Annotated in this window: 1 protein-coding gene; it reads left to right on the top strand. The window is 69.2% G+C overall.

Features of this window, described 5'->3' with window-relative positions:
- Window positions 1–93: 93 nt before the first annotated feature.
- Entirely contained in the window at window positions 94–25,059 is a 24,966-nt protein-coding gene (locus AC1D1G_RS05045; protein ID WP_477951413.1) for a non-ribosomal peptide synthetase, read from the top strand.
- The last annotated feature ends 121 nt before the right edge of the window (window positions 25,060–25,180 follow it).

The following is a 25,180-nucleotide window of genomic DNA, read 5'->3' as shown; positions in this document are numbered from 1 at the left end:
TCCAGATCGAGGGTGGGCCAATTCACAGTAACGAAGCGGCGTGCAGGCCCGATTTCTGCTCGGATCGGGAAACATGGACGGGGGACAATCACTGTGAGTGAGTTCCCCCTGTCGAGAGCGCAACAGGGAATCTGGTTCGCCCAGCAACTCGACCCTAGCGTTCCCCTCAACGTCGCCCAGTATGTGGAGATTCAGGGGCACGTCGACGTGGGGTCCCTGGTGGACGCCACCGACCGTGCATGCCGCGAGCTCCAGTCACCCTGCGTCAGCATCATCGACAACGGCGACGAGGTTGTGCAGGTGGTGGATGTCGAGATCGACGATGCGATCTCCTACCGCGACCTACGCGCCGTCGACAATGCAATCGCCGAGGCCCACCGCTGGATGACCGCCGAGTACAGCCGTCCGCTCGACGTGCTGAAAGACCGGCTGATCATGGCCAGCCTGCTGCACGTCGGCGACGACCATTACTTCTGGTTCTCCCGCGTCCACCACATCGTCATCGACGGCCACGGCGGCATGGTGCTCACCAACCGTGTGGCCGAGATCTACAGCCACCTCGTGAACGGCACCGAACCGCCGCCGTCCAAGGCGCTGAGCCTGCGCGAGCTGTACGACGCCGAAGACGCCTACCGATCCACGAGCCGGTTCGAGACGGACGGAAACTACTGGGCCGAGCGCATCGCCGGCCTGCCCGACCCCGCCCGGCTCACCGACCGGGAAGCGCCACCCGTCGCACCCTCACTTCTCCTCGGCGGCACCATCGCCGACGGCATTTCCCAGAGCATCGGCGACGTTGCCCGACGCTGGAATTCGTCCGGCGTCCCCGTCGTCGTCGCCGCATTCGCCGCCTACCTCGCACGGATGACCGGCACCACCGACATCGTGCTGAGCCTGCCTGTGTCTGCCCGCACCACCGCGGCCACACGTCGTTCGGCGGGCATGGTGTCGAACATCGTGCCGCTGCGCGTGCAGGTGGACGGCGAGGTGAGCGGTGCGGAGCTCGTCCGACGGGTGCAGCTCGAGCTCACCGGGGCACTGCGGCACCAGCGCTACCGCTACGAAGACATGCGACGCGACCTCCCCGACGGCGGTGCGCGGCGCGGCGGCTTCGGCCCCACCGTGAACCTGATGATCTACCACCAGGAGATCGTGCTCGGAGACGTCGTCGGTGTCTTCCATCCACTCACCAGCGGTCCGGTGGACGACCTCGCCCTCAATCTTTACCCATCGGTAACTGGGCGGGGTACACGCATCGACTTCGAGGCCAACCCCACGCTCTACGAAGAACGCGAGCTGCACACTCGTTACCGCCGGTTCCTGGACTTCCTCGAGACGTTCGTCCGCGCGGAGGACGACACCCCGGTCGGGGCACTGCCGATTCTCGATGAGGCCGAGCAATCGGAATTGGCGCCCTGCGCCGGCCCGCCCGCCGTCCCGCCGGCGACTCTGCCCGAATTGCTCGACGCCGGACTGCGTGACCCCGACGCAATCGCACTGCGGCATGCGGGTGCCGACCTTTCCTACGGACAGCTGGACGCATGGTCGAACCGGCTCGCCCATCGGCTGATCGAGCGCGGTATCGGCCCCGAAGACGTGGTGGCCGTGATGCTGCCGCGCTCACCCGAATCGGTGGTGGCACTGTGGGCCGTCGCGCGCTCGGGCGCCGCCTACCTGCCCGTCGACCCCGGCTACCCGGCAGAGCGGATCGCGTTCATGCTCGCCGATTCCGGGACCACGGTGGCATTCGCCGCGGACGCCTCGGTGGTGCCCGCCGGAATCGACTGGGTTGAGGTGACAGACCGGCCCGGCGACTCGTCACCCGTTGGCGACGCCGATCGTGTCCGCCCGCTGCGCATCGACCACCCCGCGTACGTGCTCTACACGTCCGGCTCCACCGGAACGCCCAAGGGTGTGACGGTGACGCACCGGGGCCTGGCTGGCCTTGCCCACGCGCGCGACGGACTCTACGACGTCGACGACTCCGCCCGCGTCGCGCACTTCGCCTCCCCGTCGTTCGACATCTCCCTGGACGAACTGCTGCTCGCGTTCACCGCCGGAGCCACGCTGGTGATCGTGCCGCCCGACGTCTTCGGGGGCGAGATTCTGACGGAGCTGTTGCGCACGGAGCGCGTGACGCACGCCATACTCACCCCCGCGGTCGTAGCCACCCTGGTGCCGTCGGACCTGCCCGACCTCCGAGTCCTCGACGTCGGCGGCGAGGCTCTGACCGGCGCACTGGTCGAGGCGTGGGCCCCCGGCCGCGTCATGGTCAACGGCTACGGGCCCACCGAGGCCACCGTCACCACCCTGTTCAGCCCACCGCTGATACCGGGAGAGCCGGTCACGATCGGCCGTCCCGTGCCGGGCACCGACGCACTCGTGCTCGATACCCGACTCCGTCCGGTCCCGGTCGGCGTGGTCGGGGAGTTGTATCTGGCGGGGGAGAGCGTCGCGCGGGGATATCACCGGCGCACCCGGCTGACAGCCGAGCGATTCGTCGCCTACCCGCACGGCGCCGGGTCGCGGATGTACCGCACCGGTGACCGAGTGCGGTGGACCCCCGACCACCTGCTCGAGTTCGTCGGCCGCACCGACACCCAGGTGAAGATCCGCGGCTTCCGGGTGGAACTCGGCGAGATCGACGCCGTGCTCACCACCGCGCCCGGCGTCGACCATGCCGTCACCGTGGTGCACGGTGGCGGAATATCCTCGGGCACAGTGGTGTCGTACGTCAGCGGCGCGACCGACCCATCCGCAGTGCTCGATTTCGCCACCGCCCGGCTGCCGCACTACATGGTGCCGGCCTCGGTGACCGTGCTCGAGCAGATGCCGCTCACCCCCAGCGGCAAGATCGACCGCGCACACCTCCCCGAACCGGTCGTGTCACCGTCCCGTGCGCCGCACGGCGAGGTCGAAGAACTCGTGGCCGCGGTGATCGCCGAGATTCTCGGACTGCACTCCGTCGGAGCCGACGCCGACTTCTTCGCGATGGGCGGAAATTCGCTGTCCGCCACGCAGGTCGCTGCCCGGCTCTCGGCCCGGGGACACGCGGTAGGGGTGCGCGACATCTTCGAGGCACCCACCATCGCGCTGCTGGCCGCCAGGGTCGGCGCTTCGCATTTGCGCGTGGACACACCGCCGCTGCGGCCTGCCGACTCGGACGGGGGCGCAGCACCACTCGCGCCGGCGCAGCAGCGACTGTGGCTCCTGGCGCAGGCCGCGCCTGAATCGCCCGCCTACAACGTGCCGTTCGTCGTCGAACTCGACGGTGAGCTGGATGCGTCGAGTCTGGCTGCGGCGGTGCACGACGTCCTCGACCGGCACGTCCTGCTGCGCACCGTCTACCCCGACACCGACAACGGTCCCGTGCAGGTGGTCACTCCTGCCGTCGTGAATCTGACACCCATTCCGCTCGTGCCCGAGGCACTCGACGCCGCCGTGGCCGAACTGGCGGGCCGCGGCTTCGACGTGACCACCGAGACGTCGGTGCGCATCCGTCTCTACCAGCTCGCCCCCACCCGCCACGCCCTCGTCGTGATCGCCCATCACATCGCGATGGACGGTTTGTCGTTCGCGCCGCTCACCCGTGACGTGATCACCGCCTACGAGGCACGTCGCTCCGGCACCGCGCCGGGCTGGCCCGAGCTCGACGTGCAGTACACCGACTACGCCCGATGGCATCGCGACATCGTGGAGGCCGCCGCCCCCGGCGACATCGACTACTGGACCACCCAACTCGATGGTGCGCCCGAGTTGCTGCCGCTGCCCACCGACCGCCCGCGTCCCACGGCAGGGTTGCACCCGGCAGGGGCAGTACCGCTGGCGTTCGACGCCGCCCTGCACCGGTCGGTGGAAGAATTCGCGCGGACGCATGATTCGACGCCCTTCATGGTGGTGCACGCCGCGCTGGCAGTCACATTGAGCGCGCTGGCGGGCACCGACGACATCGCCATCGGGACCGCGGTATCGGGGCGCACCCATCCCTCGCTCGACGCGCTGGTCGGCATGTTCGTGAGCAATGTCGTGCTCCGCACCCGGGTATCCGCGCATCAGACCTTTGCCGACGTGCTGTCGGACGTTCGCCGCACCGACCTGGACGCCTTCGCACATTCCGAGACACCGTTCGACCAGGTGGCCGATGCCGTGACGGGTGGGGTGTCGGCGCCGCATCATCCGCTGTTCCAGGTCGCCCTGGCATTCGAGAACGCCGCCACCGAACCCGAACTGACCCTGGGCGATCTCACGGTGCGCCCGTACGCCGTCCCCGCTCCGGTCGCACGTTTCGATCTGGAACTGGCATTGGCCGAAAGGCATTCACCGGACCGTTCTGCGGCCGGGTTGCTCGGTGCCGTCACGTACTCCCGCGCACTGTTCGACGACACCACCGTGCGCCGCTGGACGCGACTGCTCGAACGGGTGCTGCGAGCCATGGTCGCGCGCCCCGACAGCCCAGTGCGGACGGTGGACCTGCTCGACCCCGCCGACCGGGCCGCACTGATCCCGCAACACGGACCCGCCGCCGCACCGGCCGTCACCCTGCCCGCGCTGCTGGACGGCACCGGCATCGCAGTCGTGAGCGATTCCGTCGAGCTCACCCCCGCGGAACTCGACGATCGGGCCAACCGGTTGGCGCACCAACTGATCGAGCGCGGCCTCGGACCCGGCGACGTGGTGGCCGTGCAACTGCCGCGGTCCGTCGAGTGGGTGACTGCGCTGTGGGCGGTCACCCGCACCGGTGCGGCGTTCGTGCCCATCGATCCCACCTACCCCGAATCGCGTGTGGCGCACATACTCGCCGACTCCGGGGCGCGCGCTGTACTCACCGACAGCGACATGCAGCACCTCGGCGACAACCCGTCCCCGGTCGCCGACGCCGACCGGGTGCGCCCGCTGTGGGTGGACGATCCCGCGTACGTCATCTACACCTCCGGGTCGACCGGAACTCCCAAGGGTGTCGTCGTCACCCATCGCGGGCTGTCGAGTCACGCTGCGGCCCTCCGTAAGTCCTACGCCGTGGACAGCGGGTCGCGGGTACTGGCGTTCGCGTCGCCGAGCGTCGACGCCTCCGTCCACGAACTGCTGTCGGCGTGCGGCGCGACTCTGGTCCTCGCGCCCACCGACGTCTATGGCGGCGACGAACTGACGGAACTCCTGCAGCGTGAGCGCGTCACCCACTGGACCACCACCCCGGCCGTCCTTGCTCTCACCAAGCCCGACGGTCTCGACCGCCTGCGTGTCGTCGCCGTGGCCGGGGACGTGTGCCCGCCGGAACTGGTGTCGCGGTGGGCGCCCGGCCGAACCCTGCTCAACCTGTACGGGCCCACCGAGGCCACCATCTGGGCCACCGGCACCGCACCACTGGCCGCGGATGACCCGGTAACCATCGGCAGTCCCATCGACGGCATGTCGGTGCTGGTGCTCGACGCGGCGCTGCGTCCGGTCCCCGTCGGCGTCGTGGGGGAGCTGTACCTGGCCGGACCGGGCCTCGCCCGCGGATACGTCGGCAGACCCGGGTGGACGGCGGAACGCTTTGTCGCCAACCCGCACAGCGACGGTCGCGTGTACCGCACCGGGGACCTCGTCCGGTGGACCGCCTCGCGCCACCTCGACTTCGTCGGACGCGCAGACGATCAGGTGAAGATCCGCGGCTACCGCGTAGAACTCGGCGAGATCGATGCGGTCCTGGGGGCGGCGCCCGGCGTCGACACGGCGGTCACGATCGCGCGCGGCGACACCCTGCACTCCTACGTCCACGGAACCGACGTGGACACCGACGCGGTGACGGCCTTCGCGACGCAGCACGTGCCCCGGCACCTGATTCCCGCATCCGTGACCGCCCTCGAGCACCTCCCGCTGACGCGTGGCGGGAAAGTCGACCGGACGGCGTTGCCCGAACCCGTGATCCGGACAGCATCGAGCCGGGAAGCGCGCACCGCGACGCAGGAACTGGTGGCCGCCGCCTTCGCAACCGAAATCGGGACCCCGGACGTCGGTCTCGACGACAGCTTCTTCGACCTCGGCGGAAACTCGCTGGGAGCGACACGTCTCGCCGCCCGTGTGGGATCGGCGCTCGGGCGCCGGGTCTCGGTGCGCGACATCTTCGACCACCCCACTGTGGCCGAACTGGCCGCCCACGTGACGGGGGCCGCCGATCGCCCGGCGCTCGGCCGCCGCGAGACGGCGGGCCCGGTGCCGCTGTCGGCGCAGCAGCAGGGACTGTGGCTGGTCAACCAGCGCGACCCCGCCGCCGATCCGTACGCCATGGGATTCGAGGTGGACCTCGACGGCACCCTTGACGTGGAGGCTCTGCGGAGCGCTGTCCGGGATGTGCAACACCGGCATCGGATGCTGCGCACGGTGTTCCCCTCGCTGGACGAGCAAGTGGTGCTCGAGGAGGCGGACTGCGTTCTGGAGGGCGTTGCCGGCTCAGGAATCGACCTCACTCGTGAGGTTCCGATTCGTGTGACCCTGTCGCAGCGTGCCCGCGACCGGCACACCGTTGCCATCCTGCTGCACCACATCGCCGTCGACGGACTGTCCCTGCGGCCGCTGCTGCGCGACCTCGCCGTCGCCTACTCCGCGCGCACCGCCGGCCGCGTCCCCGACTGGGCGCCGCTGCCCGTGGAGTACTCGAGCTACGTGCTGTGGCAGCGAGAAGTACTGGGAGACGCGGAAGACCCTGACAGCCTCGCCGCCCGCCAACTGGGCTATTGGGCAGAGGCATTGGACGAGCTTCCGGCGGTGTTGCCGTTGCCGCTGGACCGACCGCGGCCCGCCGGCGCGCTGACGCTGGGACACACAACGTTCGCTGTGGGCGCCGAACAGCACCGTGCGCTGGTCCGGTTGGCACGCGAGCACGACGTGACTCCGTTCATGGTTCTGCACGCAGCGGTCGCCGTCCTGCTGCGTGCCCTCACCGGTACCGACGACATCGTCGTCGGTACTTCCACGGGTGGTCGCGCGGATCCGGCACTCGACGATCTGGTCGGCATGTTCGTCGGCACCCTGGCGCTGCGCACTCGGATCGACCCCGCCGCGAGCTTCGCGGATCTCCTCGAGACGGTGCGGGCAGCAGACCTCGGGGCGTTCGAGCACGCCGACGTGCCGTTCGAACAGGTCGTGCGACAGCGGGGTACGGAATCCGGCCAGCTCGAGCACCCGCTGTTCCAGGTGATGTTGGCGTACGAGAACTTCGGCGAAGCCGAGGTGACACTGCCCGGTCTCGCAGCTCGGGTGCGGGACGTCCAGACCCACGCCCGACCGTTCGACCTGGACCTGACCGTACGCGAGCGACGCTCGGACGACGGCAGCTTGGACGGACTGCACGCGGACGTGAACTTCCCGGGCGAACTCTTCGACGCCGAAACCATCGACCGGTGGATGGCGTTGCTCCAGCGAGTACTCCTCGCTGCAACATCGGATCCGTCGGTGACTTTCGGGAATCTGGACCTGCTCGAGCCGGACGACCACGCCGCACTGGTACCGCGCGTCGGGCCGATCGCCATACCGTCCGCGACTCTGCCCGAACTCCTCGACGGCAGACGCGACGGGGTGGCGGTGCGGTGCGCCGGCGTCGAGGTCACCTACCGCGAGTTGGATGCCCGGGCCAACAGGTTGGCCCGGCGGCTGATCGCGCGAGGGATCGGACCCGAGGATCTGGTTGCCCTGATGCTCCCGCGGTCCATCGAGTCGATCGTCGCCGTATGGGCCGTCACGCGCAGCGGCGCCGCATTCCTCCCCGTGGACCCGGGATATCCGCCGGAGCGGATCGCATACATGCTCCACGACTCCGGTGCCACGGTGGCACTTGCCGCCGACGCGTCGCACGTGCCTGACGGTATCGCGTGGATCGACGCCGCCGACGGCCCGGGTGACGCGGCCGCGGTGACCGACGGGGACCGCGTTCGTCCGCTGCGGGTCGACCATCCGGCATACGTGCTCTACACGTCCGGCTCCACCGGAATGCCCAAGGGCGTGGTGGTTACTCACCGCGGGCTGGCACCGCTCGCGGACGCGAACGCGATGCTGGGACTCCTCGATTCGGAAGCGCGCGTGGCGCACGTCGCGTCGCCGTCGTTCGACCTCTCCATCAACGAGATGCTGCTGGCGTTCACCGCCGGCGCCACCCTGGTGATCGTGCCGCCCGGGGTGCTCGCCGGCGACGAACTGGCCGATGTGCTGCGCCGCGAACGGGTCACCCACGTGATGGTGACACCGAGTGTGCTGGCGTCACTGGAGCCCTCGTCGGTACCGGACCTGCGGGTGATCGACCTGGCCGGCGAAGACCTGCCGTGGGAACTCGCTCAGCGATGGGCGCCCGGACACATCGTCGTCAACGGGTACGGGCCGACCGAAACCACCATCGTCAACTTCATGAGCGACCCCCTCACACCGGGCGGTCCGCTGACCATCGGCGGCCCCATCGAGGGAACCGAAGTGCTGGTGCTGGATTCGCGGCTGCGTCCGGTTCCGGTCGGTGTGACCGGCGAGGTGTACTTGGCAGGGGAGAGCCTCGGCCGGGGCTATCACAGCAGACCAGGACTGACGGCCGAGCGGTTCATCGCCTACCCGTCCGGCAACGGCGCGCGGATGTACCGTTCCGGCGACCTGGCCCGATGGACGCCCTCGCACGAACTCGTGATCGTGGGGCGCGCTGACAACCAGGTGAAGGTCCGTGGGTTCCGGGTGGAACTGGGCGAGGTGGACGCCGCACTGCGGACGGCACCTGGCGTCGAGAGCGCGGTGACGCTGGTGCACGGCACCACCCTGGCGTCGTACGTGACCGGATCTGTGGAACCGGCTGCAGTGCAAGCATTCACGGCCGACAAGCTGCCCCACTACATGGTGCCCGGTTCGGTGACGGTCCTGGACGCGATGCCGCTGACCGCCAACGGCAAGGTGGATCGGGCCGCGCTGCCCGACCCCGGATCGACCGTGGTGCGGTCACGGAAGCCGCGCGGCGCCACCGAAGAGGTCGTGGCCCGGGTGATCGCGGACGTGCTCGGCCTGCCGTTCATCGATGCCGAGACGGATTTCTTCGCGGTCGGCGCCAGTTCCCTGACCGCCACCACCCTGGCGTCGCGGGTCGGGCATGCGCTCGACCGGCAGGTGAGTGTGCGCGACGTCTTCGAGGTTCCCACCGTGGCGGCGTTGACATCCAGGCTGCTCCGCAGCCCGTGCGTGCGCGAGGAGTCTCTGCACTCGTCGACCACACACGGGCGCGAAGCGCCTCTCTCGCCGGCGCAGGACCGGTTGTGGCTGCTCGACCGGATGACCCCCGGCTCCGCCGACTACGTCGTCCCGTTCGCAATGGACCTGAGCGGCGACATCGACATCGACGCACTGGCCGCCGCCGTACGGGACGTGGCGGACCGCCACGAGCCTCTGCGCACCGTGTTCCGGGACACCGAGACCGGAGCGGTGCAACTGGTATCCGAGGTCGCACTCGATCTCACCCCGGTCGCGGTCGACAAACACGAACTCGACGAGGCGATCACCGCACTGACAACCGCCGGGTTCGACCTCACCCGGGATACGCCGGTTCGCGTCCGGCTCTTCGACCGTGGAAGCCACGGCTACACCGTGGTCGTCGCCGCCCATCACATCGTCTTCGACGGACTGTCGGTCGCTCCGCTCACCCGCGACCTGATGGCCGCGTACCGCGCGCGCCGGGAGGGCGACGCCCCCGGTTGGGACGCCCTACCGGTCCGGTACGGCGACTACGCCCGCTGGCACCGCCGAATCGTGGAGGAGGGCGCCGACCGAGATCTCGCGTTCTGGAAGACCACCCTCGACGGACTGCCGGAGCGGCTGCCGCTACCCACCGATCGGCCACGGCCGGCGACGGCGACCACCCCGGATCGCGTCCCCTTCACGGTGGACGCGAGTACCCACCGTGCCGTGGAGGAACTGGCCAGACGATGCAGCGCCACCCCGTTCATGGTGGTGCACAGTGCCTTGGCCGCCACCCTGGCCGTCCTCACCGGTACCGACGACATCGCCGTCGGCACACCGGTATCCGGTCGCGGCGATCCCGTCCTGGACGATCTGGTGGGCATGTTCGTCGGCACCGTCGTTCTGCGTACCCGGGTGGATCCGAGCATCCCGTTCGCCGACCTCGTCTCGTCCACCCGCGTCGCGGATCTGGCGGCATTCGCGCACAGCGAGCAACCGTTCGACCGAGTGGTCGACGCCGTCGCCCCGACTCGCTCCACCACGCATCACCCGCTGTTCCAGGTGTTGCTCGCCTACCGGAACTTCACCGAACCCGAGATTCGATTCGACGGCGTCACCGTACGCAGTCGCGACACCCCGAGCAGCGTCAGCCGCTACGACCTGGAGATCGAGATTCGGGAACGGCACGCCGAGGACGGCGCCGCAGCCGGACTCGACGGCGTGATCGCCTACCCGAGAGAACTGTTCGACCGTGCCACCATCGCCCGGTGGTCGAGACTGCTGCAGCGGCTGCTGCAGGCAGCCGTGGCGGACCCGTCGGCGGCGGTCGGCGATCTCGACGTGCTCGAGCCGTCCGAGGATGCTGACCTGGTCCCCGCGCGCGGGGAGGTGGCACTCTCGCCGATCACCCTTCCTGAGCTTCTCAGTGGCAACTCCACACACGTTGCGGTGCGGTGCGGCGAGGACGAACTGACCTACCGTGAGCTGGACGAGCGAGCGAACCGGCTGGCGCGCAAGCTGATCGGACTGGGAATCGGACCCGAGGACGCGGTGGCGCTGATGCTGCCGCGCTCGATCGACTCGGTGACCGCGGTGTGGGCCGTTGCCCGTAGCGGTGCCGCGTCGCTGCCGATCGACCTGGACCATCCGGCCGAACGCACCGCCCGCATCCTTGCCGCCGCTGGAGTGCGCGTCGCGATCGCACACGACGCCGAGCTCGTTCCCGACGGCATCGTGTGGATCGATGCGCGCGAGAGTCAGGGGGATTCGGCACCGATCGGCGACGGCGAGCGCGTCCGGCCGCTCTCGGCGGATCACCCCGCGTACGTGGTCTTCACGTCCGGGTCGACAGGCGAACCCAAGGGCGTCGTGGTAACTCACCGCGGCTTCGCGAACCACGCCGCCGAGGTCCGTGCCCGCTACCGAGTGGGGCCCGACTCCCGCGTCCTGCACTTCGCGGCCCCCAGCTTCGACGGCGCCTTCCACGAAATTCTGGTGGCCGCTATCGGTGGCGCCACCCTGGTGATCGCCCCACCGGGCGTGGTGGGCGGCGACGAGTTGAGGGACCTGCTCCGCGGCGAACGCGTCACCCACTGGACCACCACCCCCTCGGTGCCTGCGCTGATGGACGCGGAAGGCCTGGACTCGCTCGAGTTCCTGGCCGTGGTGGGGGAGGCGTGCCCGCCGGAAGTGCTGGAACGCTGGGCCTCCGGACGCCGGATCGTCGTGGATCTGTACGGACCCACCGAACACACCGTGTGGGCTACCGGAAGCAGCGAGTTGCAGTCCGGCGACCCGATCACCATCGGCCGTCCGATCCGCGGTGCGTCCGCGGTGGTGCTCGACGCCCGGCTTCGGCCGGTGCCGGTGGGTGTCATCGGTGAGCTGTACCTGTCGGGTCCGGCGCTGGCCCGCGGCTACCTCGGTGCACCCGCCCTGACGGCGGAACGATTCGTTGCGAACCCGTACGGATACGGTCGTATGTATCGGTCCGGCGACCTGGTGCGCTGGACCGCAGACCACACCCTCGAGTTCGTCGGTCGCGCCGACAGCCAACTCAAGATCCGTGGATTCCGTGTGGAACTCGGCGAGATCGACGCGGTGCTGTGGTCGGCGCCCGGAGTCGACACCGCCGTCACCGTGCTGCACGACAACGTCCTCGCCGCGTACGTCCACGGCACCGTCGAGCTCGACCCCGCAGCATTGCGGGGGTACGTGGCGGAGCGTCTGCCGCACTACATGGTGCCCGCGACTGTGACCGTGCTGGACGCCGTGCCGCTCACGGTGAACGGCAAGGTGAACCGTCACGCCCTGCCCGCACCCGAACTTCCGGCGGCGACCCGGCCCCCGCGGACCCCCGTCGAGCAAACTGTCGCGGACGCAGTGGCAGCTGTCCTCGGGATCCCCGACATCAGCGCCGACGCGGATTTCTTTGCTCTCGGCGGAAATTCGCTGTCAGCGACCCGGGTTGTCTCGCACCTGTCAGCGATGTCCGGACTGCGTATCGGTGTGCGTGACCTGTTCGACCGCCCCACCGTTGCCGCGCTCGCCGCCCTGATCGAGGAGGGCGGTGACCAGCGTCCACCGCTCGTCGCCGAGCACGCCGACCAGCCGGCGCCGCTCGCCTACGCGCAGCAACGGCTGTGGTTGCTCAACCGGGTCGACCCCCAGTCTCCCGCCTACAACGTGCCGTTCGCCGTCGACCTCGACGGTGACCTGGACGTCACTGCATTGACTGCCGCCCTGCACGACGTGGTCTCCCGGCACACCGTGCTGCGCACCGTCTTCCCCGACACCGAGACCGGACCCGTCCAGAAGGTCGTGCCCGCCGCCGTCGACCTCACGCCCACCGGGCACGAGACCGCCTTCGCCGTCCGCGGATTCGATCTCACCACCGAGCCACCGCTGCGCGCCGCTCTGTTCGAGGTCGCGCCGTACCGCCACACCCTCGCAGTGGTGCTGCACCACATCGCCGTCGACGGCCTGTCATTCGGGCCGCTGATCCGGGACGTGGCTATCGCCTATCACGCGAGGACATCCGGCCGTGTTCCCGACTGGGCACCGCTTCCCGTCGCCTACACCGACTACGCCCGGTGGCAGCGCAGCCTCCTCGGCGACGCCGCCGACCCTGACAGTCGTATGCGACGCGAACTCGACTACTGGACATCCGCACTCGCCGGACTGCCCACCCTGCTGCCGCTGCCCACCGACCGGCCACGACCCGGCACCGATCGGCTGACCGCCCGGCACCTCCCGTTCTCGGTTCCCGCCGAGTTGCACCGACGCCTGGAAACAGTGGCTCGGCAGCAGAACGCGACGCCCTTCATGGTGCTGCACGCCGCACTCGCCGTCCTGCTGTCCAAGCTGACCGGTGCCGACGACCTCGCCATCGGCACACCCACGTCGGGGCGCATCGACCCGGCGCTCGACGACGTGGTCGGCATGTTCGTCGGCACCGTGGCCCTGCGCAGCCGGATCGACCCACGTGCTGGGTTCGACGCCCTACTCGCCGCCGTTCGCGAAACCGACCTCGCCGCGTTCGCCCATTCCGAGGTGCCGTTCGACCTGGTCGTGGATGCGGTCGCGCCTACCCGCTCGGTCGGGCATCACCCGTTGTTCCAGGTGATGCTGGCGTACGACAACTTCGGGTCTCTTCCGGCTGCGACGATGTCGGGGCTGGATGTGCGCGGCCGTGACCTGGGCACCGGCACCAGCCGGTTCGACCTCGAGGTATCGATAAGAGAACAGCGCGGCGAAGATGGTGAACCGGTCGGTCTCGACGGCGTATTCGTCTATCCGGCAGAGCTGTTCGATTCCGAGACGGTCGAGGGGTGGGCGGAGCGTCTGCTGCGGGTGCTGCGGGCGATAGCTATCGATGTGCAGGTGCCCGTGGGGTCGATCGACGTCCTCAGCGAGTCCGAACGCAACGCGAGTGTTTCGGGTGTCGACGGCGCGCTATGGGAAGCGTCATCGTTGGCAGAGCTGTTCGAGCACCGCGCCGCCGAGAATCCCGACGCGGCGGCGATCACGTTCGGTGACACCACGGTGACCTACGGCGACCTGGATCACCGCTCAGCGGAGATGGCCGAGGGCCTACGGGCAACCGGCGTGGGAGCCGAAGACCTGGTTGCCCTCGTGCTGCCTCGCTCGGTCGATCTGGTGGTGGCGATGCTCGCGGTGATCCGCGCCGGTGCCGCATACCTGCCCATCGACGTCGACTACCCCGCCGAACGTATCCGCTACCTGCTCGACGACGCTGCGCCGGCGGTTGTGATCTCCGAGATGCCGCAGGTGAGTGGCACGGTGTCCACGCGTGCGCCTCGCCGCTCACCTGGGGGAGCGGCGTACGTGATCTACACGTCGGGCTCCACCGGGCAGCCGAAGGGCGTGACGGTCACCCACGCCAACGTACTGTCGCTGCTCGCGAACACACGCGAGGACTTCGGCTTCGGCCCGGGCGACGTGTGGACGATGTTCCACTCACACACCTTCGACTTCTCGGTCTGGGAGATGTGGGGCGCCCTCACCACCGGCGGACGACTCGTACTGGTCGACCACTACCTCGCCCGCTCACCCCACGAATTCGCCGATCTGCTGGTACGCGAAGGCGTCACCGTCCTCAACCAGACGCCGTCCGCCTTCGGGCAACTCGTCGAGCACCTCGACAGCTCCTCGCTCCGGCTGCTGATCTTCGGCGGTGAGGCACTCGACCACACGCTCGTGGCATCATGGCTCGGCCACCACCCGAACGTGCGCGCGGTCAACATGTTCGGCATCACCGAGACCACCGTGCACGTCACACGACACGACCTGAAGTCGGGAGATGAGCGCCGGTCGGTGGGCAGGGCGCTGCCGGGACTGCGGACCTACGTTCTGGATGCGTCGCTGCATCCCGTGCCCCCGGGGACGGTCGGCGAACTGTACGTCTCCGGCGCACAGGTCGCGCGCGGCTACATGGGACGCCCCGCGCTCACCGCGGAACGGTTCGTCGCCGACCCCTTCACCCCCGGCACCCGCATGTACCGGACGGGAGATCTCGCCCGATACCGCTCGAACGGTGAACTCGACCACCTGGGCCGCGCCGACACCCAGGTGGCGGTGCGCGGCTACCGCATCGAGCCCGGAGAGATCGAGGCGACACTTCTGCGGCGCCCCGACGTCGAGCACGCCGCAGTGATGCTGCGGGGCAGCGCCGTCGGCGACCAGCTGGTGGCCTACGTGGTGAGCGCAACGGACCCGCGCACACTCCTCGGCTACCTGCGGTCGGTGTTACCCGAGTACCTCGTACCGGGCGCGGTGGTGCCCGTCCCGACCTTCCCGCTGACCCCCAACGGGAAATTGGACCGGCACGCGCTGCCCGAACCGACCGTCCTCGCTGCAGACTCCCATGCACCCCACGGGCCGATCGAGGAAGTGGTCGCAGGTGTATTCGCCGAGCTTCTCGGCGGCATCGAGGTCGGCGCCCGGCAGAGCTTCTTCGACCTGGGCGGCAACTCGTTGATCGCCACCCGGGTGGCCGCCCGGCTCAGCGCCGTCTTCGACACGGACGTGACGGTCCGCGACCTCTTCGAGGTACCCACCGTCGCCGAACTGGCAACGCGGGTGGAGGAGCGGGCCGGGGACGGCCGCCGCCGACCGCCTCTGGTGCCAGCCGCCCTCGGTGAGCAGCTTCCGCTCTCTCCGGCGCAGGAACGGATGTGGATTCTCAACCAGTTCGACACGGGCGCAGCAGGATACAATATTCCGCTCATCGTCCGACTCGACGGCGACCTCGACGTGGAGGCGCTGGCCGCGGCGGCACGCGACGTCGTGCAACGTCACCGCACCCTGCGCACCGTGTACCCACGGACCGCCGACGGTGTGCGGCAGGTGGTGCTCGACGCCCACGAGATCCCGCTGGACCTCACTGCGATCGCCATTCCCGACGACGCCGTCGACGCCCGCGTCCGGGCACTCACCGGTGACGGTTTCGACGTGGCCGCAGAACCGCCGCTGCGGGCGCGCCTCTACCGGACCGCCGCAACCACCCACGTGTTCACCCTGGTGGTCCACCACATCGCCGCCGACGCATGGTCGCTGACCCCGCTGATCAGGGACACCCTGGAGGCGTATCAAGCCCGGCTGAGTGGCGTCGGACCCCAATGGTCCTCGCTGCCCGTGCAATACAGCGACTACAGCATCTGGCAGCGTCGGATGCTGGCCGAGGACAGCGCGAACCTCGAGAACGCACTGTCGAACTACTGGTCGACTGCCCTGGCGGGGCTGCCCGAACAGGTGACGCTCCCGCCCGACCGTGCCCGCCCCGCCATCCCGTCGGGGGACGGCGCCGCCCACTCGGTGGTGGTGGACGCCGCGCTGCACGAATCACTGACCGCGCTGGCGCGCACCTACCGGGCTACGACGTTCATGGTGTTGCACGCCGCACTCGCGGCGCTGCTGTCTCGGTACAGCGGCAGCCCGGATGTGCCCATCGGCACCGCCGTAGCCGGCCGCACCGACCCGCAACTCGACGACGTAGTCGGCATGTTCGCCAGCACCCTGGTGTTGCGGGCAACCGTCGACCCGACCGCCAGCTTCGCCGAACTGCTCGCCCAGGTACACGAACGTGACATCGCGGCCTACACCCACGCCGACATGCCGTTCGAGACGCTGGTGGAGTTGCTCAACCCGCCGCGATCGGCATCGCAGCACCCGCTGTTCCAGGTGGCACTGTCGATGCAGCGACACCGCCCCGGACACCTCAGCCTGCCCGGGCTGACCGTGACCCCGGTGATCCCCGACGTCGAGCACGCGAACTTCGATCTGCAGCTCACCGTCGCCGAGTCCGGCCCCGGTGAGCCGATGGCACTCCACTTCGGCTACAACGCGGAACTCTACGACCACGCCACCGTCGTCGAGTTCGCAGCGCAGCTGGTGCGGTTTCTCGAGGCTGTCACAGCCGACCCCGACAGCTCCGTGGGCGATGTGGACCTGCTGAGCGCGCGCGAGCGTTCCGTCCTGGTTCCCGCAACCGGACCCCGCACACCGGGTGCGCTGACGTTGCGGGGCATGATCACTCGCGGCGCCCAGGTGGCGCCGAATGCCGTGGCGGTCCGCGACTCCGGCACGCAACTGACGTACCGGGAACTCGACGCCCGCTCCGACGTCATCGCGCGCGAACTGCTCGAATCGGGTGTGCGGCCGGGTGAGGCCGTCGTCTGGTCGGCGCCTCGTTCGACCGAGTCGGTGGCGAGGTTGTGGGCGATCGCGAAAGCAGGCGCAGCGCCCGTCCTGATAGACCCGGCTCTGCCCGCAGCGCGGGTGGCCGTGATGAGGGGTATCGCCGACAGCCTGCCGCGGGCGACCGGCACGGCGTATGTGGTGTTCACGTCCGGCACCACCGGCACACCCAAAGCCGTGGTGGTGACAGACTCCGGCCTAGGCGCGCTGGACGCGGACGTCGCGTCGCGCTTCGGCGCCGCACCGGGATCGCGCGTGCTGCACCGCGCCGCCGCCGGGTTCGACATGACCCTGCTCGAGGTACTGATCGCAGGGGCATCCGGGGCCACACTCGTGATTGCCTCCGACACCGAGTTCGCCGGCCCCGCACTGGGTGAGCTGCTTCGCCGCGAACGGATCACCCACGCCTGTGTCACCCCCACCGTTCTCGCGACCGTCGGCGACTTCGCACTGCCCGACCTGGAAGTACTGATGGTGGGCGGCGAGCGGCTCGGAGCCGAACTGGTCGACCGTTGGGCCCCTGAACGCCGGCTGATCAACGGCTACGGCCCCGCCGAGTCGACGATGTACACCATCGCGACTCGTCCGCTGTCGTCCGGAGCGCCGGTGACCATCGGCACACCCATCCCGGGCGTTGCCGCCCTCGTGCTCGACGAGCGGCTACGCCCCGTGCCGGTGGGCGTGCCCGGCGAGCTGTACCTGTCGGGCGGTGCGCTGGCCCGCGGCTACGCCGGACAACCCGGGCTGACGGCGGAACGCTTCGTCGCCGGCCCGGACGGCACACGCTTGTACCGCACAGGTGACCTGGTGCGCTGGCGAGGCGGTGACGAACTGGAGTACATGGGCCGCAACGACAGCCAAGTCAAGATCCGAGGAGTCCGCGTCGAACCGGGTGAGATCGACGCCGCCATCGCCCGCGTCGCCGACGTCGACTTCGCGGCCACGATCGTCCGCCCCACACCCACCGGCTCCGACTCACTCGTCTCGTACGTGTTGCCGCGGCACATAGGCTTCGACGCGGACAGACTACGGCGTCGCCTGGCCGAACTGCTGCCGTCGTACCTGGTACCGACGGCCGTCGTGGTGCTCGATTCGCCGCCGCAGACGATCAACGGCAAGCTCGATCTGCGATCCCTGCCCACGCCCGAACTCGCTGCGGGCGAACACGAACCGCCCGCCACGGATACCGAACGTGCCGTGGCCGCGGTCTTCGCCGAGGTCCTCGAACTGCCCGAGGCCGGTCGCGGAGCGCACTTCTTCGATGCGGGCGGCAACTCGCTGCTGGCCACACAGCTGACAGCCCGGCTTTCCGAGGTGATGGGCCACCCGGTCCCGTTGCGCAGCCTCTTTACGCACCCCACGATCGCGGAACTTGCCACCGTACTCGATGGTGCCGTCCGCGAACCGGACCTGCGGCCCGCGCTCGTCTCGCAATCGCGTCCGGATCGAATTCCATTGTCGCGCAGTCAGTACCGGATGTGGGTGCTCAACCGCCGCGACCCGTCGTCCGCGGCCTACAACCAGCCCGCGACACTCCGCCTGGACGGGCCACTCGACGTGCTCGCGTTGTCGGCGGCGCTCACGGACGTCGTTGCCCGCCACGAAGTACTGCGCACCCAGTACCCCGCCGCGGCGGGGGAACTGCCCCACCAGCAGATCCTCCCGGCCGGCGAGCTGGACCTCACGCCCCAGGACACGCACCCGGAGTCGGTGGAATCCGTGGTGGCCGCATTCGCGTCCGAGGGGTTCGACCTCACCTGCGAGATGCCGTTGCGGGTCCGGCTGCTGCAGATCGGTCCCGACTCGCACGTGTTGGCCGTGGTGCTCCACCACATCGCCGCCGACGGCTGGTCGCTCACCCCTCTGGTGACCGACATGCTTGCCGCCTACGACGCTCGTCGCGCCGGCCACGCACCCGGCTGGGCGCCGCTGTCCATCCACTTCGCCGATTACGCGCTGTGGGAGCAGGAACTGCTCCGCAGCGAGTACTCGGCGCGCGGTATCGAGCACTGGCGGCGCGCGCTCGACGGTGCCGAGTCGGGTGCCGCACTCATCCCGGATAGGCGACCGACCATCGATGCACCGGACGGCGCCGCCGAGGTGGTGACCTTCCGGATCCCCGCCGCGGTCCAGCGAGCGGTGCACCGGTTGGCTCACGACCACCGCGCCACGCCGTTCATGGTGCTGCACGCGGCGCTGTCGGTGCTGCTGTCGCGGCTCGGTGCCCAGCGCGACGTCACCGTTGCCACCGCGGTCGCCGGCCGCGGGGATCGCATCCTCGACCCGCTGGTCGGAATGTTCGTCAACACCCTCGCGCTGCGAGCGCAGGTCCAGCCGGACATGCCGTTCGCAGGACTACTGGCCCAGGTGCGCGACTTCGACGTGGATGCGTTCGATCACGCCGACGTGCCCTTCGAATCGATCGCCGACCTACTCGGGGGACGCACACCACAGGTTGCGCTTGCAGTGGAGAACCTCGACCTACCTGCCGTCGACGTGGCCGGCCTTCGCGTGGAAGTTCAGGAAGTCGATACTCGTACAGCAAAATTCGACCTCCACGTGACGGTTCGCGAGCACTGGGACGACGAGGAGCCCGGCGGTATGGACGGGGCCGTCGCCTACGCCGCCGACCTGTTCGATCGCGGTACCGCAGCCTCGCTGGCGTCACTGCTGGGGCAGGTGCTGGACGCTGTCACACTCGATCCGCAGGTGCTGGTGGGAGAGATCCCTCTGGCTCCGGCACCGCCGCTCACCGGTGGGCCCGCGGACGACACCCGCACCCTCAGCGACATCCTCCTGTCCACCGCTGCCGCGCACCCCGACCGTCCGGCTCTCACCGACGGCACCCGGACACTCACCTACCGCGAACTGGCCGCGGCGTCGGAATTGCGGGCCGGTCAGCTTCGCGCCGCGGGTAGCGGACCGGGAACGGTCGTGGAAATCTGCATGCCGCGCTCGATCGACTTCGTGATCGAACTCTGGGCCGTAACCCGGACTGGGGCCACCTTCCTGCCGCTCGACCCGGCCCACCCGGCCGAACGCCGGGAGGCGATGGTGGCGCAGGCGCAGGAGTCGGCGCAACCCTCGGTGGCGTACATCATCTACACGTCCGGATCGACCGGCACCCCGAAGGGCGTGGCCGTCACGCACCGCGGACTGGGCTCCCTCGCCGACGAGGCCGTCCGCCGGTACCGAGTACATCCCGAGGCGCGGGTACTGCACGGCTACAACCCCACCTTCGACGCAGCGCTGCTCGAGATGCTGCTGGCCTTCCGGTCGGGTGCCTGCCTCGTGGTCGCACCCCCTGACGTCTACGGCGGCGCCGAGCTGCAGCACCTTCTCACCGCTCAGGGCGTGACGCATTACCTCTCCACACCCTCCGTCTTGGCGACCCTCGAACCGCGGGAGCTGGACGCCCTCCAGGTCGTCGCCGTGGGCGGCGAGCCTTTGAGCCCGGAGCAGGCCGCAGCGTGGAGCGAGGGGCGGCTGATGCTGAACGCCTACGGGCCCACCGAGTCCACGGTGGTGGCCACCCTGGCCGAGGTGGGCGCCGGCGTCACCATCGGCGTACCCGTCCCAGGCACGACAGCGACGGTCCTGGACGACCGGTTGCGTCCGGTACCGCTCGGGGGCGTCGGCGAACTGTACTTGGAGGGACTGGGACTGGCCCTCGGCTACGTCGCGGACCCAGCGCTGACGGCCGCGAACTTCGTTGCCGGACAATCCGGAATCCGCCGTTACCGCACCGGCGACGTGGTGCACCGTCGCGTCGACGGCACACTGTCCTACGTCGGACGCGCCGACCGTCAGGTGAAGGTGCGCGGCATGCGCATCGAGCCCGCCGAGGTGGAAGCCGCACTGCTGGTGCAGCCCGGTGTCACCCAGGCAGTGGTGCTGCTGCACCACGGACGGCTGGTCGCCTTCGTCACGGGGTCGGCTGTGGACGCCGAGTCGCTCCGCGCGAAATTGATCCGGCATCTCCCGGCACACCTGGTGCCGCAGCGGATCATGATCCGCGACAGCCTACCGCTCACCCCCAACGGCAAACTCGACGTGCAGGCGCTGGAAGCGAACGACATCGACAACGACACCAACTCGCCGGAGCGACTGCGGACCGTGACCGGGGAACTGGTTGCCGCGGTGTTCGCGGCAGTGCTCGGCGAGGTGAGCGTCGGTGCCCACAGCAACTTCTTCGACATCGGCGGCGACTCCCTCTCCGCCACCGCGGTGACAGGACGGCTGTCGGCGGCGTTCCGCGTGGACGTACCCGTCAGAGCGCTGTTCGAGCATCCCACCGCCGCCGGAATGGCGGTGTGGCTCGACCAGCGGCACACGGTCGCGACCCGCATTCCACTGGTGCGACGGGACCCGGACGCCCGGATTCCGCTGTCGCCGGCGCAACAACGGATGTGGCTGCTTCACCGCGTCGATCCGAGCGCCTCCATGCACCATCTCGTGTTCGTGCATCGTCTCGGAGGCGACATCGACCTGGGCGCACTGCGGCACGCACTCGCGGACGTGGTGCAGCGGCATGCCGTGCTGCGCACCGTCTTTCCCATGGACGACAGCGGACCACGCCAGGTGATCGTCCCCGTGGACATCGACCTGCATCCCGTCCACGGCGCCGACGTGTCCGCCGAGGTCGCGGAATTCGTGCGGCGACCCTTCCGCCTGGAGTCGGATACCCCGCTGCGCGTGCGACTGTGGTCCGAAGCCGACGGTGACCACGTGCTTGCCGCCGTCGTGCATCACATCGCGCTGGACGGCGGATCCATGGACCGGTTGGCCACCGACCTCGAGGCCGCCTACGCCGCTCGCCGCGGAGGACGCGAACCACAGTGGGCGCCGCTTCCCGTCGATTACGCGGATTACAGTGTGTGGCTGCGCGACGTGCTCGGCGACCCCGCGGACCCTGCCAGTGTCGCCCATGCCCAGCTCGGCTACTGGACCCGGACGCTCGACGGCGTCGACGCCCCGATCGCGTTGCCCACGGACCGTCCGCGGCCCGCCGAACCGAGCCACACGGGCGCCACTGTCGAGTGGACCCTGGACCCCGAAGTGCGTCAACGGTTGTCCGACGTCGCCCGCAGTCAGGGCGTCACGGTGTTCATGGTGCTGCACGCGGCGCTCGCCGTTCTGCTGTCGCGCGAAGGTGGGCACCCGGACGTCGTGATCGGGACCGCTGTTTCCGGTCGACCCGACCCGGCGCTCGACGCGCTGGTGGGGATGTTCGTCGGCACCGTCGCCCTGCGCACCGAAGTGAACTCTGCCGCAACCTTTGCCGCGCTCCTCGAACAGGTGCGTTCGGTTGACCTCGACGCGTTCGCCCACGCCGACGTGCCGTTCGACGACGTGGTCGCGCGCGTGGCACCCCGCCGCTCAACCTCGTACAACCCGCTGTTCCAGGTGATGCTCGCGTACCAACACGCGGCGCCGCGGCGGGGCGGTCTGCCCGAAACCGAGACCGAGACCGAGTTGATCGGATCCGCCACTGCCACCGCCGAATTCGATCTGGTGTGGGATTTCACGGAGTCGGTGGGGGAGCTGACACTGCGGCTGTTGTACGCCACGGACCTGTTCGACGACTCCACCGCCCGGGCGCTGGCGCAGCGCTTCGATCGAATCCTCGACGCAGTCCTGATCGATCCGTCCGAGGTGGTCGGCGACATCGACATCCTCGAGGCGGGCGAACGTGCGACCCTCGTCAGTGGCCCTGCACGGAACTATCAGCCGAAGACTCTCGCCGAGATCTTCGAGACACAGGTCCGGGCCACCCCGCACGCCGTCGCCGTAGAAGACGGCGCCGTGCAGTGGACATACGAAGAACTGGACGACGTGGCGGAACGGTGGGCCCGGGCGCTCTCGGACCGTGGCGTCGAACCCGAGGATGTGGTCGCGGTCGCCACCGGTCGTGGCCGGCACTGGGTGGCCGCCGTGTGGGCTGTGGCGAAAGCGGGTGCGGTCTGGCTGTCGCTGGATCCGACGCATCCCACCGAGCGTCTGGAATGGATGCTCGCCGACTCCGGTGCCGTGGTCGGGCTGACCGTGCCCGAGCGCATCGCCGAGCTCCCAGCCACAATCCCGTGGCTCCCACCCGTGAGTACTTATCAACCACCCGTGGTTAAGAAGTACTCACAGGTGGAGGGGGCCGCGTACGTGATCTACACATCCGGCACCACCGGAACACCGAAGGGCGTCGTGGTGCCGCATCGCGGCCTGGTGAATGTGGTTGCCGCACAGGCGCCAGTGCTCGACATCGACGGCGTCGTGCGGGTTCTCCAGCTGGCCTCCCCGACCTTCGATGCCTCACTGTTCGAAATGCTGTACGCGCTGTCATCCGGCGGCAGCCTGGTGATCGCCCCCGACTTCACTTATGCCGGCGATCAGCTGGCCGAGGTGGTGCGCCGGGAGCGCATCACCCATCTCGTCGCGACGCCCACCGTGCTGGCCACTCTCGATGCCGACAGCCTGGGTGACGAAGGGCCCCGGACCGTGGTGTCGGTCGGCGAACGCCTGCCGTCCGCGTTGGCGGCGACCTGGGCGCCGCATCATCGGCTCTTCAATGCCTACGGTCCCACGGAATTCACAATCCTGGCGTCGGTCGCAGGACCGCTCACGCCGGCCGACGTCGATGACGGCGTCGACATCGGGGGCGTGATCGACGCTGCCGCCGCCCTCGTGCTCGACCCGAGGCTGCACCCGGTGCCCGACGGCGTGACAGGCGAGCTCTACCTGTCCGGAAGCAGCGTCGCCCGTGGCTACCTCGGGCGGGGTGGTCTCACTGCAACGCAGTTCGTCCCGAACCCGTATGGGAAACCTGGGGACCGGATGTACCGCACCGGAGACCTGGTGCGCCGCAATGCACACGGTGCCCTGGACTATCTGGGACGTAACGACGCTCAGGTGCAGCTGCACGGCATCCGCGTCGAACCTGCCGAGGTGGACGTCGCCTTGGCGCGGCACTCCGACGTCCGGTTCGTGATCACCACGCCGGTCGAGGTTCCCGGTGGACAGTTCGTCCTCGTCTCCTATGTGGTGATGGAGCCGGACTCCACGCACACCCCCCACAGTGTGCGCGAATTCGCCCGCGCGGTCCTGCCCCGACATCTGGTGCCGTCCGCCGTCGTCGTGCTCGACAGCCTGCCGGTTCTGCCGTCGGGCAAAGTCGACCGATCCGCGCTTCCCGAGCCGGAATTCGATTCGGACATGCCAGGAATGACATCGCCATCCGGATATCTGGAGACTGTGGTCGCCGAGGTAATGGCGAACGTCATCGGAATGGATTTCATCGGCGCGGACCAAGATTTCTTCGCGCTGGGCGGCACCTCGATGGGCGCGGTGACGGCGGCCGATGAACTGCGCACGAGGCTGGGCCGGGACGTGCCCCTGCAATGGCTCTTCACCGATCCCACCGCCGCGCGACTCGCCAAGCGCATCGAATCCGGTAAGTCGTCGTCCGACGATCCGTTCGCCGCTGTGGTGCGCCTCGGAGGAGAGGGTGATGGTCCGCCACTGTTCTGCATCCACCCGGCGGCGGGAATCGCGTGGTGCTACACGGGCCTCGCAGAACATCTCCCCGGACGTGTGTTGTACGGAGTGCAGGCAACCGGTGACGCGGACTTGCCCCTGTCCATAGCCGAGCTCGCCGCTCGCCACATCGACGCCATCCGCACGGTGCAACCGGCCGGACCGTACCACCTGCTCGGCTGGTCGCTGGGCGGCACCGTGGCACAGGAAATGGCCGTGCAACTACACGAAGCTGGCCACGAAGTGGCCACCCTCGCGATGCTCGACACCCTGCTACCGGAACACCGCGCGGCGCTCGTGAACCTCGGCGACAACCGGCCCGATCTGGACCTTCCAGCCGAGCTCGGAGCCGCGGTGTCGGCCGATCGGGTGCAGTCGCTGGGCGAGCTCCTCATCCGTCTCGAACAGATCGCGTCGACACATCAGCCCCGGCGCTTCGACGGCGACGCCGTGTTCTTCACGGCCGCATATGATCTCGATCATCATCCGGAACTCGTTCCGGACTGGCGGACACACTTCGGCGGTGACGTCACCGAACACCGCATCGATGCTGTGCACGCAGACATGGTCGGGCGTGTACCGGTGTCCGTGATCGGCCGCAGACTGCGGGGATCGGGAGGCCACTCCGGACCGTGAAGCAGCTGCCGCCCCTGACCGCGGCCATCACTACGATGCAGAGGTTCAGTCGGGTCGAAACGAAGTAGATGACAGCACGATCACGCAAGCCCCGAGCGTGAAGTCGATGGGAGACTCGATA

Source organism: Rhodococcus sp. P3_B8, assembly GCF_056402775.1.
The sequence above is the reverse complement of the archived record's forward strand: the minus strand, read 5'-3'. Positions and strand labels throughout refer to the sequence as shown.